Raw genomic sequence first — 11,336 nt, forward strand, 5'->3', positions numbered from 1 at the left:
CAGGCGTTCACCGGCGGCCGAACGGCGACGCCGTGAGCGGCCGGGATAATCTCTGCGCATGGCGACAATCGAAGAGGCGCTGGAGATAGAGCGGCTGGAGCGGGACATCTTCCGTGGCGCGTCCACCAAGACCCAGCTCGCGCGCACGTTCGGCGGCCAGGTTGCCGGCCAGGCGCTCGTGTCCGCGGTCCGGACGGTGGAACCGCGATTCCAGGTGCACTCCCTGCACGGCTATTTCCTCCGTCCGGGCAATCCGCAGGAGCCGACGGTCTATCAGGTCGAGCGCATCCGGGACGGGCGGTCGTTCTGCACCCGCCGGGTGACCGGCATCCAGGACGGCGCCGCGATATTCACCATGTCGGCCTCGTTCCACGTCGGCGACGAAGGGCCCGAGCATCAAGATGTCATGCCCGATGTCCCGATGCCGGAGGATCTGCCCGACGCCAGCACCACGATGACGCCAGAACGGCTATGGGCGATGCGGGAGTGGGAACACTGGGACATACGCATGGTCCCGCACGAGAACGTGTCCCGCCGCGATGGTGTGGTCTCCCAGCAGCAGGTGTGGTTCCGCTACCGGCACCTGCTGCCCGACGATCCGCTGGTGCACGTGTGCACCCTCGCCTACATGAGCGATATGACGCTGCTGGGTTCCTCGAAGGTGATCCATCCCGACGAGCCGACCCAGAATGCCTCGCTCGACCACGCGATGTGGTTCTTGCGCCCGTTCCGCGCCGACGAATGGCTGCTCTACGACCAGTCCTCGCCCTCAGCGGCTTTCGGCCGGGGGCTGACCGGCGGCAAGATCTTCACCCGAGAAGGCACGCTGGTCGCGGCCGTGGTGCAGGAAGGCCTCATCCGCAGGCTGCGGGAGGACTGACCCGGCGGCCATCGCGACGCGGATGCGGCCGACCGTGAGCGGGCCCACATCGGTACGGCTCGTAAGCTTTCCGGCGTGAACGCTTCCTCGGTCACCGCACCCGCCGCCGACACCGGACAGGCGCCGTCCCGTCCCACGATCGGCGTGCTCGCGCTGCAAGGCGACGTCCGGGAGCACGTCGCCGCGCTCGCGCACTGCGGCGCCGAGCCGGTGCTGGTCCGGCGCGAGTCGGAGCTCGCGGCCGTGGACGCGCTCGTGCTGCCCGGTGGCGAGTCGACCGCGATCAGCAAGCTGCTGCAGGCCTTCGACCTGCTGGAGCCGCTGCGCGCGCGGCTGCGCGACGGTATGCCCGCGTTCGGTTCCTGTGCGGGCATGATCCTGCTCGCCTCGGAGGTGCTCGACACCCGCCCGGACGCCCAGCATCTGTCCGGCATCGATATGACGGTGCGGCGCAACGCGTTCGGCCGTCAGGTCGACTCGTTCGAAACCGACCTGCCGTTCTCCGGCCTGACCGACGGCCCGGTGCGAGCGGTGTTCATCCGCGCACCGTGGGTCGAGCGGGCGGGTGCGGGCGTCGAGGTGCTGGCCACGGTGCCGGATGGCCCCGCCGCGGGCCGGATCGTCGCGGTGCGGCAGGGCAACGTCCTGGCGACGTCGTTCCATCCCGAGGTCACCGGCGATCTGCGGGTGCACCGCATGTTCGTGGAGATCGTCCGTTCGGCCGCCGCGTAGTCGGGGCCGCTCTGTACGGCCGTGGTGGAGGCCCGAGTAGGCTGGAGAAGTTGTCCGCCCGGCGGTGCCGGTACCGTACACACGACCAGACGTGCCACCGACCTGAAGGAAGTAGGGAATGAGCGGCCACTCCAAATGGGCCACCACCAAGCACAAGAAGGCTGCGATCGACGCGAAGCGCGGCAAGCTGTTCGCGAAGTTGATCAAGAACATCGAGGTGGCGGCCCGGACCGGTGGCGGTGACCCGGAAGGCAACCCGACGCTGTACGACGCCATCCAGAAGGCGAAGAAGTCGTCGGTCCCCAACGACAACATCGAGCGCGCCCGCAAGCGCGGCGGCGGCGAGGAAGCCGGCGGCGCCGACTGGCAGACGATCATGTACGAGGGCTACGGTCCCAACGGCGTCGCCGTGCTGATCGAGTGCCTCACCGACAATCGCAACCGGGCCGCGGGCGAGGTGCGGGTCGCGATGACGCGCAACGGCGGCAACATGGCCGACCCTGGCTCGGTGGCCTACCTGTTCCATCGCAAGGGCATCGTCACCCTGGAGAAGAACGGGCTGTCCGAGGACGACGTGTTGCTGGCCGTGCTCGACGCGGGCGCCGAGGAGGTCAACGATCTCGGCGAGTCGTTCGAGATCGTCAGCGAGCCGGGCGATCTGATCGCGGTCCGCTCCGCGCTGCAGGGCGCCGGTATCGACTACGACTCCGCCGAATCCGGCTTCCAGCCGTCGGTGTCGGTCGCGGTGGACGTCGACGGCGCCCGCAAGGTGATCAAGCTCGTGGATGCCCTCGAGGACAGCGACGACGTGCAGAACGTCTACACCAACGTCGACATCCCGGACGACGTGCTCGCTGAACTCGAGGACTAGTCGATCGACCGCGCGCCGTACTCCCGCACGGCGGGATGCTGAGCGCGAAATCGGGGCGGCCGGTCTGTGTACGGGCCGCCCCGAGTGGGTTCATTCCTGGTTCCCAGCGCACCGCTCGGCGGCCGCACCCCCACCTTCCGGTCGGCGCTGCGGCCGCCGGAGAGGTGGGACCGGACTCACTCCGCGATCTCGGTGCGGTCGCACCACTCGTACACGCGCAGCCGCCCTTCAGGCGTGTCCTGCTCCCGCTGACTGACCTTGAAGTGCTCGTATCCGCCCCGGAACGGCACCTTCAATTCCACGCCGGGTGGGGTGATCGGGACGATGCGCGAGGGCAGATCGTGCGGCCCGCCTTCGAGGACTGCTTTTGCGCCTTTGCTCATCCTGGGATGGTAGAAGCGCGAAGGGCCTGATCGTGGCATATTTCATGGCACGGTGAGTACCAATTTGCCGACGGTTCGCCCGGTATCGCCGAGCGCGTGCGCGTCGGCTGCCGCGGACAGCGGGAACGACCGGGCGACCGCCGGGCGCAACGCGCCGGATTCGACGAGTCCGGCGAGAGCGAGCATGCCCGCGTGATCGTGCTCCACCAGCATCCTGATCGCGCGCACGCCCAGCGCCTCCGCCTCGCCTGCCAAGTCGACCGCGCCGAAGGCCCGCAACGTCACCAGCAGTCCGCCGGGACTCAGGGTGCGCAGGGACCGGATGCTGTTGTCGTCGTCGATCGAGTCCAGCACCACGTCGACGTCGCGGACCGCCTCGGCGACGTCGGTGTCGCGATAGTCGATCACCTCGTCGGCGCCGATATCGCGCAGGAACGCGTGGTTCGGCGCGCTGGCGGTGCCGATGACGTACGCCCCGCGCGCTTTGGCGATCTGAACCGCGAAGTGGCCGACGCCGCCCGCTGCCGCATGGATCAGTACGCGTTGCCCGGGGCTGAGCCCGGCGGTGTCGACCAGCGCCTGCCAGGCGGTGAGCGCGGCGAGCGGGATCGCCGCCGCTTGTGTGTGGTCGAGTGCGGCCGGTTTGGGGGCGAAGGCGCGGGCGGGGCCGACGACGTATTCGGCGCAGGAACCGTGGCCGTACGGGTAAGGGAGCATGCCGAACACCTCGTCGCCGGGGCGGAACAGGGTGACGCCGATGCCGGTGGCCGCGACCTCGCCGGAGACGTCCCAGCCGAGGACGAACGGCGGCTCGGGAAGGAACAGTCCCGCGGTGGCGCGATGGCGCCAGTCGGTCGGGTTGAGCCCGGCCGCGCGGACCCGGACCAGGATCTGGCCGGGGCCGGCCACCGGCTGCGGCAGCTTCACTTCGGTGAGCACCTCGGGTCCGCCGAGGGTCTGCTGGCTGATCGCGCGCATGGTCGCGGTGCTGTCGATTTCGGTCACGGCTGTCAGCCTGCCGGTATCCGACGGCAAAGAAAATGGCACGATTGCCATTCTTCGATATGATCATGCCATGGATTCGACGGTGCCTCATCGAGTGGTGGTGTTGGCGCTGGCGGGGGTCTACCCCTTCGAACTCGGTATCCCGAATCGGGTTTTCGGCAGTGCGGCAGGTAGATACGAGGTGATCACCTGCTCGGTCGACGGTCGTCCGGTGCGCAGCGCAGCCGATTTCGACATCGCGGTGGCCCACGACAGCCGCGCCTTGCGGAACGCCGACACCGTGGTGCTGCCCGCCTGCGATACCACGACGGCTCTTACCGGCACCCTGCCGCAGCCGGTGCTCGACGCGTTCGCGCTGATTCCGGCGGGGGCCAGGATCGTCGCGATCTGTACCGGCGCCTTCATCGCCGCGGCCGCGGGGCTGCTCGATGATCGACCGGCCACAACGCACTGGAATCAGGCCGGTCTGTTCCGGCGCACCTTCCCGCGGGTCCGCCTCGACCCGGACGTGCTCTATGTCGATGACGGGGACGTCCTCACGTCGGCGGGCGCCGCGGCAGGACTGGACGTCTGCCTGCATCTGGTGCGGCGCGATCACGGCAGCGCCGTCGCGAACGCGGTCGCGCGCCGCTGCGTCGTTCCCCCGTGGCGCGACGGCGGCCAAGCGCAATACATCGAGCAACCCGTGCCGCCCGAGACGTCGGCCGGGACCGCCGCGGTCCGGCAATGGGCTCTGGAGAACCTGCGCCATCCGCTGACCGTCGATGAACTGGCAGCCCGCGCCCGGATGAGTAAACGAACCTTCGCCCGGCGCTTCCGCGACGAGGTCGGCATGAGCCCGGGACGGTGGCTGATCCAGCAGCGGGTCTTCCGCGCCAGGCATTTGCTGGAAACCACCGACCTGACCGTCGATCGCATCGCGGGCGAGGTCGGCTTCGCCACCGGGACTTCGTTGCGTCAACATCTGGCCGACGCGATCGGCGTGTCACCGCAGGCTTATCGGCGTACGTTCCGTGCACGAGCAGGCGCCGCGGCGAGCTGAACGCCGGTGCGCCGACCGGTTCAGTCGGCGGCCGTGACGGGCAGACCCACGCGGCCTGCGATCCACGGCAGCGACGAGGTGAACGCTGCCGAAGCGAACTGCCAGGTGTGGCCGCCCTGGGTGGTGTAGACGGTGCAATCGATGCCTACCGCGCGTCCCGCGGCGCAGAGTTTGTCGGCGGCTCCGACCTCACCGGAATCGGGTATCCCGTCACGGCCGCCGAGGCCCGCGCGGTCGTCGTCTGGAACGGGCGCGCGCCTCGTCCCCCCGCCGGAGCGTTGTGCGGGGACGAGGTCGTCGAACAGGCCGGCGACGCCGCTGTAGGGACCGTGCGCGGCCATGACGGTCAGCGGGTCGAACGCGGCCCATGCGGCGGAGTCACCGCCGAAGAGCCGGGCGATGGTCTGCTCCTTGGTGCCGGACGACGGCCCGAGGTCACCGGCGATGTCGAGGAAGGTGTGGACCAGATCGGGGTGCATGACCGCGAGGTCCACCGCGCAGGTGCCGCCCATGGACCAGCCGACCACCGCCCAATTCGCGGGATCGGCCGAGGCGCCGAACCGCGATTCGACATAGGCGGGCACGTCCTCGGTCAGATGGTCGGCGGCGTCGCCGCGCGGGCCGTCGACGCATTCGGTGTCGTTGTTGAAGCTGCCGCTGGAGTCGACGAAGACGAGGATCGGCGCGCGTCCGCCGTTGGCCTTGGTGAAGCTGTCCAGGGCGGGCATGATCTGGCCACTGCGGATCCAGTCCGCCGGCGTGTTGAACTCGCCGCCGATCATCATCACCACCGGCAGAGCGGGCGGGGTCGGCCCGGCGAACCACGAGGGTGGCAGGTAGACGTATTCGGTGCGGTGCGGGAATCCGCTGCCCGCGTCGGGAATGCGCACCGGCACCAGTTTGCCGTCGGTAACGGCGGTGTTCCGCAGGCCGGGCAACGCCGAGAGGTCGGTTTCGTGCGGGAGCGGACCCGCGGTGACCGCGCCCCAGGCGGCCTGCACGGTGGGGTAGTAGCCGACCCACTGGTTCAGCACGATTCCGGTGCTCACCAGGGTCAGCGGGATGGCGAGGACCGCGATCCCGCGCCGCCACCAGCGTGCGCCAGGCCAGCCGACGACCGCGACGGCGATGGCGACGGCGGTCGCGCCGACCCACGCCCACAATCGGGTGGGCGCCGGATCGGAGGCCAGTCCCTCGTCGGCCACGTACCACGCGGCGCCCAGCGCTCCCGCGACGCCGAGTGCCACGCAGACCGGCAGCTGGATCAGCCACCACCGTCTGCCGCGCCGAGCGACGGCGAGCAGCACGACCACCGCGGCGAGGAGCGCGACGGTCACCGGCAGCCAGCCGTGCAGCAGTGAGATCCCGTGGTGGAAGGTGTGCTGCTGGTTCGAGGCCGGACTCGCCGGGGGAACCTGCGGTGGCGCCGGGGACGTGGGCGCGGCGAGTATCGGCACGTCCGGCATTGTGCAGGCGGTTCCTCGAGAGACGCTGTGAATCGGCTCAGGTCCTCCTGTGCGACCGGCCCGAAATGTTGTCGTGCCGTCCGGGGTACGCGAGGAGAATGCGAGCATGGTCGAACTGGTGCTGGTGCGCGGCGACATCACCGAACAGGAGGTCGACGCGGTGGTCAACGCGGCGAATTCGTCGCTGCTCGGCGGCGGGGGAGTGGACGGAGCGATCCACCGGCGCGGCGGCCCGGAAATCCTGGCGGAATGCCGCCGATTGCGGGCGTCCCACTACGGAGCGGGACTTGCCACCGGAGCGGCGGTGGCCACCACGGCGGGTCGGCTTCCCGCGCGGTGGGTCATCCACACCGTCGGGCCGGTGTGGTCGGACGTCGAGGACCGCTCCGCTCTGCTGGCCTCCTGTTATCGCGAATCCTTGCGTGTGGCGGACGAATTGGGGGCGCGCACGGTCGCCTTCCCGGCGATCTCGACCGGGATCTTCGGCTGGCCGATGGACGACGGGGCGCGAATCGCTGTCGACACGGTTCGTACGACCGAGACGGCGGTATCGGAGGCGCGATTCGTTCTCTTCGACGAACGGGCTCACGGTGCGTTCGCGCGGCAGGTCTGCGGGACTTGAGACCTCCTGCGCCGGCAGCCGCCGTGTCGTCACGGGTACGGCAGGTCCGCAGCACCGGTGGGCCGAACTTGTCGGTCCTCGCTGACATAGTCGGCGCGTGTCGTTCAGTACTCGCATCGAAATCCGGGTCTCCGACCTGGATCCCCAGTTGCACGTCACCGGCGCGGCCTACCACCAATTCGCCGATCACGCCCGTTTCGCCTGTGTTCAGGCGGCGGGCGTGTCGGTGGACGAGCTGATCGCCTCTGGGCTCGGGCCGGTCAACTTGGAGACCGTGCTCCGCTTCCAGCGCGAACTCCGCGGTGGCGACACCGTGGACGTCTCGTGCGCCTGGCAGTGGGGAGACGGCAAGACCTATCGTGTCGAGCACGTCCTGACCCGCGCCGACGGCGTGGTGGCCGCGACGGTGACCAATGTCAGTGGCTTGCTCGATCTGGCGGCGCCTCGTGGCCGACCCCGCGCGGCGGTGGGCGGCACGCGCGAGCCGTCCGGAGTTGCTGGGGTTGCCGGGCGCCGCGCGGGAAGCGGCGGTTGTCGGCGAATAGCCGGGCTGTGTCGCTGGACGGCGAAAGGCTAAGCCTCCGCTAGACTCTCGAACAGTTGTTCGTGTCTGCGAGAGGGGTTGTCGTGCGGGTGATGGGCGTCGACCCCGGACTCACTCGCTGCGGCCTCAGCATCGTGGAGGGCGGATCGGGGCGGAAGGTCACCGCCGTGGACGTCGACGTGGTCCGCACTCCCGGCGATATGGATCTGGCGCAGCGCCTGCTCGCGGTCGCGGACGCAGCCGAACGCTGGATGGACATCCACGAGCCGGGGGCCGTCGCCATCGAACGCGTCTTCGCTCAGCACAATGTCCGTACCGCCATGGGCACCGCGCAGGCGGGCGGCGTGATCGCGCTGGCCGCCGCGCGCCGGGGAATCCCGGTCGCGTTCCACACACCCAGCGAGGTGAAGGCCGCGGTGACCGGCAACGGCACCGCGGACAAGAAGCAGGTGACCGCCATGGTCACCCGTATCCTCGGGCTGCCGTCCGCGCCGAAACCGGCGGACGCGGCGGATGCGCTGGCGCTGGCGATCTGCCATTGTTGGCGAGCGCCGCTGCTGGAGCGGATGGCGGCGGCGGAGGCCAAGGCGGCCGCGGCGCAGCGCCGATACCGGGAGCGGCTGGCCGAACAAAGGAAGGCGGTGCACGGGTGATCGCGTCGGTACGCGGTGAAGTGCTGGAAATCGCCCTCGACCACACGGTGATCGAGGCGGCAGGCGTCGGCTACCGGCTCAATGCCACTCCGTCCACCCTGGCCGGGCTCACCCGAGGCGAGGAAACCCGGCTCTACACCGCGATGAGCGTCCGCGAGGACTCGATGACCCTCTACGGTTTCGCCGACACCGAGGCCCGCGACCTGTTCGGCCTGTTGCAGACCGTTTCGGGCGTCGGGCCTCGCCTGGCCATGGCGGTGCTGGCCGTACTCGAACCCGAAGCGCTGCGCAAAGCGCTGGCCGAGAGCAACGTGGCGGCACTGACCCGGGTCCCCGGCATCGGCAAGCGCGGCGCCGAGCGCATGGTGGTGGAACTGCGCGACAAGGTGAATCTCGTTCCCGTGCCTGCCGGCCCGCCCGGATCCGCGCCCGCCGCGGTGGTCACCCCCGTGCGTGACCAGGTCACCGAAGCGCTCGTCGGCCTCGGTTTCGCCGCCAGACAGGCCGAACAGGCGATCGACGCGGTGCTGGCGGAACAGCCCGCCGCCGACACCTCCGCCGCCCTCCGGGCGGCGCTCGGCCTGCTCGGCAAGAACCGGTAAGGCGTCATGGATCATCCTGAGGAACCCGCCGAATCGCAGGTCAGCGCAAACTATCTGAAGTCCGACGGCGAGATCGAGGCGAGTCTGCGCCCGAAGTCGCTGGACGACTTCATCGGTCAACCCCGTGTCCGCGAACAGCTCGCGCTGGTGTTGCGCGGCGCCAAACAGCGCGGCGGCACACCGGATCACGTCCTGCTGTCCGGACCGCCTGGTCTGGGCAAGACCAGCATGGCGATGATCATCGCGGCCGAACTCGGCACCGCGCTGCGGATCACGTCGGGTCCCGCGCTGGAGCGGGCCGGAGACCTCGCCGCCATGCTCAGCAACCTGGTCGAGGGCGACGTGCTGTTCATCGACGAGATCCACCGGATGGCGCGCCCCGCCGAGGAGATGCTCTACCTGGCGATGGAGGACTTCCGGGTGGACGTCGTCGTCGGCAAGGGGCCGGGGGCGACCTCCATTCCCCTGGATATCGCACCGTTCACCCTGGTCGGGGCCACCACCAGATCCGGAGCGCTGACCGGTCCGCTGCGCGACCGTTTCGGTTTCACCGGGCACATGGACTTCTACGAACCCGGCGAATTGCTGCGCATCTTGCAACGGTCGGCACACATCCTCGGTGTCGTCATCGAGGAGGAGGCGGCGGCCGAGATCGCGGGCCGCTCACGCGGCACGCCCCGTATCGCCAATCGCTTGCTGCGCCGTGTGCGCGACTACGCGGAGGTGCGTGCCGACGGCCGGATCACCCGCCCCATCGCCCAGGCCGCGCTGGAGGTCTACGACGTGGACGTGCTCGGTCTCGACCGGCTCGACCGCGCGGTGCTCGGCGCGCTCGTGCGCAGTTTCGGCGGTGGCCCGGTGGGGGTGTCCACCTTGGCTGTGGCGGTCGGGGAGGAGGCCGCGACCGTGGAAGAGGTCTGCGAACCGTTCCTGGTTCGCGCGGGCATGGTCGCGCGCACACCCCGCGGCCGGGTCGCCACCGCCGCCGCGTGGGAGCACCTCGGTCTCGTTCCGCCGCCCGACCTGGTGTTCGGTTCCATCGAAGTGCGCGGTCGCGAGCCGCACCCCACGCTCGACCTGTTCGAATGAGCCGCGCGCTCGGGTGATCGCCGCCGCGCTGGCGGGTCAGCGGCGATGGCGCAGGGCGGCGGCGACCAAGTCGCGGAAAGCGTCGACCTCGTCGCGCTGGTAGCCGCGAGTGCCGAGGCGGGCCTCGGTGAAGCGGACGGCCTCGACGTCGGTGAGGGTGAGGCTGCCCGGTCCGCCGTGCGCGAGGGTCGCGGCGACCAGATCGAGGAACGCGCCGACCTCTTCCTCGTTGTATCCGCGCCTGCCCACCGGGGCCTGGCTGAATCGCATGCGCTGCACATCGTCGAAGGTGAGCATGGCGTGGCCGTTGCCGTTCGCGGCGGGCACCGGACGGACGCCGCGCTGCCGGAACTCCAGTTCCGCGCGCAGTTGGTCGAGGTACTCGTCGACCTGGTCGGCGCGGTAGCCGCGCTGGCCGAGCCGGGGCGCGCCGAAACCGACATGCCGCAGATCGTCGGCGGCGAGAACGCCGTGCCCGGCCAGCGTCGCGGCGACGAGTTCGAGGAAGGCATCCACCTCGTCCGCGTGATAGCCGCGATGCCCGAGCGTCGGGGTCGCGAAACGGGTGCGGCGCACGTCCTCCGGAGTCACGGGCGACATTCTGTCAGGCTCGGCGCGTCCGGCCGATCGGAAGGGAAACTTCGCGATTCCCTGGCCTTTTGCGAACAAGGGCCGTCCCCCTGGCGAAAGCGTCGGATCAGTGCGCCTCACCCTAGCGCCGGTGGCGGTGTCAGGGGGATTGCCGAGGTGCTCAGTCCTTGCGCACGCCGTCCACGAGCAGGCGGCGGATCGCCTGGTTCAGCCCCGCGATCGCGGCCTCGTCGGGTTCGCGCAGTGAGTAGACGATGCCCCCGATCAGCATGCCGGTCACCGCGCGCGCGGTGTTCGACGTGTCCAGGTCGGCGCGCAGGTAGCCCTGCTCGACACCGTGGTCGAGATAGCCCGCGGTCAGCGCATCGGCGGTGTCGAGCAATCCGTACAGCCGCTGGGTGAGTTCGTCATCGATGCCGGTGGCGTGGAACAGCAACAGCTGGGCGACCCGGCGATCGGTCAGCAGGATTTCGGTGAGGGCCACCCCGATACGGTCGATCTGGGCGCGGTATTCGTCGAGGGTGGCGGCGGCGTCCGGGGCGTTCTCGGTGCCGAGGGCGGCGATGATGCGCGCGGCGAGGTCATCGATGACGTGGTCGATGATCTCGCGCTTGTTGCTGAAGTAGCGGTAGAAGGTGCCGTGACCGATGCCGAGCTGTCCCGCGATGTCGGCGATGCCGGTGGCGTGATAGCCCTTCTCCGCGAAACAGACGAAGGCGGTGTCGATGATCTCTTGGCGCAGTTCGGCTTTCCGTCGCTCGGCACGCGTGGATGGCTTCGTCACCTTTCCGATGATACAGTCATCACAAACGGAATGATGTGTCATTCCGTGATATGTGGTTCAGCTAGCAGGAGG

At 69.6% G+C, this 11,336-nt stretch carries 14 protein-coding genes; 9 read left to right on the forward strand and 5 right to left on the reverse strand.

All coding sequences use genetic code 11. From position 1 onward, the window contains the following. The first annotated feature begins 58 nt into the window (after nt 1-58). The 3 genes from ACIA5H_RS17390 to ACIA5H_RS17400 all read left to right on the forward strand — a co-directional run bounded on the left by ACIA5H_RS17390 (nt 59) and on the right by ACIA5H_RS17400 (nt 2,483). The gene (locus tag ACIA5H_RS17390; RefSeq protein WP_355070457.1) at nt 59-880 is read left to right on the forward strand and encodes an acyl-CoA thioesterase II; all 822 of its coding nucleotides are present in this window, start codon (nt 59-61) and stop codon (nt 878-880) included. A gap of 75 nt (nt 881-955) precedes the next feature. Next, on the forward strand, nt 956-1,612 hold the full coding sequence (gene pdxT / locus ACIA5H_RS17395; protein ID WP_379251082.1) for a pyridoxal 5'-phosphate synthase glutaminase subunit PdxT: 657 nt from the start codon (nt 956-958) through the stop codon (nt 1,610-1,612). A gap of 118 nt (nt 1,613-1,730) precedes the next feature. Beyond that, on the forward strand, nt 1,731-2,483 hold the full coding sequence (locus ACIA5H_RS17400; RefSeq protein ID WP_355070459.1) for a YebC/PmpR family DNA-binding transcriptional regulator: 753 nt from the start codon (nt 1,731-1,733) through the stop codon (nt 2,481-2,483). 176 nt (nt 2,484-2,659) lie between these two features. Here ACIA5H_RS17400 and ACIA5H_RS17405 read toward each other — a convergent pair whose 3' ends face one another. Beyond that, nucleotides 2,660-2,866: a DUF5988 family protein gene (locus tag ACIA5H_RS17405; RefSeq protein WP_355070461.1), complete on the reverse strand. Its 207-nt coding sequence runs from the start codon at nt 2,864-2,866 to the stop codon at nt 2,660-2,662. Nucleotides 2,867-2,908: 42 nt separating this feature from the next. After that, complete coding sequence (locus ACIA5H_RS17410) at nt 2,909-3,844, reverse strand: NADP-dependent oxidoreductase (protein ID WP_397076881.1); 936 nt, start codon at nt 3,842-3,844, stop codon at nt 2,909-2,911. Nucleotides 3,845-3,941: 97 nt separating this feature from the next. On the opposite strand from ACIA5H_RS17410, the gene ACIA5H_RS17415 reads away from it, so the two are divergent. Further along, nucleotides 3,942-4,913, forward strand: a complete 972-nt coding sequence (locus tag ACIA5H_RS17415) for a GlxA family transcriptional regulator (protein ID WP_379251079.1) — start codon at nt 3,942-3,944, stop codon at nt 4,911-4,913. A 20-nt stretch (nt 4,914-4,933) separates the two neighbouring features. On the opposite strand, the gene ACIA5H_RS17420 is transcribed toward ACIA5H_RS17415, so the two are convergent. Further along, entirely contained in the window at nt 4,934-6,370 is a 1,437-nt protein-coding gene (locus tag ACIA5H_RS17420; RefSeq protein WP_397076776.1) for an alpha/beta hydrolase, read from the reverse strand. 115 nt (nt 6,371-6,485) lie between these two features. On the opposite strand from ACIA5H_RS17420, the gene ACIA5H_RS17425 reads away from it, so the two are divergent. The 5 genes from ACIA5H_RS17425 to ruvB all read left to right on the forward strand — a co-directional run bounded on the left by ACIA5H_RS17425 (nt 6,486) and on the right by ruvB (nt 9,889). Next, nucleotides 6,486-7,001: an O-acetyl-ADP-ribose deacetylase gene (locus ACIA5H_RS17425; protein WP_355070464.1), complete on the forward strand. Its 516-nt coding sequence runs from the start codon at nt 6,486-6,488 to the stop codon at nt 6,999-7,001. Between the two features lie 97 nt (nt 7,002-7,098). Continuing rightward, nucleotides 7,099-7,578, forward strand: a complete 480-nt coding sequence (locus ACIA5H_RS17430; protein ID WP_397076777.1) for an acyl-CoA thioesterase — start codon at nt 7,099-7,101, stop codon at nt 7,576-7,578. Between the two features lie 50 nt (nt 7,579-7,628). Beyond that, complete coding sequence (gene ruvC, locus ACIA5H_RS17435) at nt 7,629-8,198, forward strand: crossover junction endodeoxyribonuclease RuvC (protein WP_379251073.1); 570 nt, start codon at nt 7,629-7,631, stop codon at nt 8,196-8,198. Continuing rightward, complete coding sequence (ruvA, locus tag ACIA5H_RS17440; RefSeq protein ID WP_397076778.1) at nt 8,195-8,800, forward strand: Holliday junction branch migration protein RuvA; 606 nt, start codon at nt 8,195-8,197, stop codon at nt 8,798-8,800. Before ruvC ends, ruvA begins: the two co-directional genes overlap by 4 nt. Before the next feature lie 6 nt (nt 8,801-8,806). Continuing rightward, nucleotides 8,807-9,889: a Holliday junction branch migration DNA helicase RuvB gene (gene ruvB, locus ACIA5H_RS17445; protein ID WP_355070470.1), complete on the forward strand. Its 1,083-nt coding sequence runs from the start codon at nt 8,807-8,809 to the stop codon at nt 9,887-9,889. A 36-nt stretch (nt 9,890-9,925) separates the two neighbouring features. Here ruvB and ACIA5H_RS17450 read toward each other — a convergent pair whose 3' ends face one another. Together ACIA5H_RS17450 and ACIA5H_RS17455 are read right to left on the reverse strand one after the other, a co-directional pair. After that, the gene (locus ACIA5H_RS17450; protein WP_355070472.1) at nt 9,926-10,489 is read right to left on the reverse strand and encodes a DivIVA domain-containing protein; all 564 of its coding nucleotides are present in this window, start codon (nt 10,487-10,489) and stop codon (nt 9,926-9,928) included. 151 nt (nt 10,490-10,640) lie between these two features. After that, a complete protein-coding gene (locus ACIA5H_RS17455; RefSeq protein WP_355070474.1) occupies nt 10,641-11,306 on the reverse strand; it encodes a TetR/AcrR family transcriptional regulator in 666 nt (221 codons plus the stop codon). Nucleotides 11,307-11,336: the final 30 nt, after the last annotated feature.

It is taken from the genome of Nocardia sp. NPDC051900 (assembly GCF_044452545.1).
Taxonomy (GTDB): Bacteria; Actinomycetota; Actinomycetes; order Mycobacteriales; family Mycobacteriaceae; genus Nocardia; species Nocardia sichangensis.

Excerpts from the sequence above, each read along its gene's own strand:
- ACIA5H_RS17405 (WP_355070461.1), bottom strand. The coding sequence starts at position 2,866 with ATGAGCAAAGGCGCAAAAGCAGTCCTCGAAGGCGGGCCGCACGATCTG.
- ACIA5H_RS17425 (WP_355070464.1), top strand. The coding sequence starts at position 6,486 with ATGGTCGAACTGGTGCTGGTGCGCGGCGACATCACCGAACAGGAGGTC.
- ACIA5H_RS17415 (WP_379251079.1), top strand. The coding sequence starts at position 3,942 with ATGGATTCGACGGTGCCTCATCGAGTGGTGGTGTTGGCGCTGGCGGGG.
- ACIA5H_RS17410 (WP_397076881.1), bottom strand. The coding sequence starts at position 3,844 with ATGCGCGCGATCAGCCAGCAGACCCTCGGCGGACCCGAGGTGCTCACC.
- ruvB (WP_355070470.1), top strand. The coding sequence starts at position 8,807 with ATGGATCATCCTGAGGAACCCGCCGAATCGCAGGTCAGCGCAAACTAT.
- ACIA5H_RS17390 (WP_355070457.1), top strand. The coding sequence starts at position 59 with ATGGCGACAATCGAAGAGGCGCTGGAGATAGAGCGGCTGGAGCGGGAC.
- ACIA5H_RS17450 (WP_355070472.1), bottom strand. The coding sequence starts at position 10,489 with ATGTCGCCCGTGACTCCGGAGGACGTGCGCCGCACCCGTTTCGCGACC.
- ACIA5H_RS17400 (WP_355070459.1), top strand. The coding sequence starts at position 1,731 with ATGAGCGGCCACTCCAAATGGGCCACCACCAAGCACAAGAAGGCTGCG.
- ACIA5H_RS17455 (WP_355070474.1), bottom strand. The coding sequence starts at position 11,306 with ATGACACATCATTCCGTTTGTGATGACTGTATCATCGGAAAGGTGACG.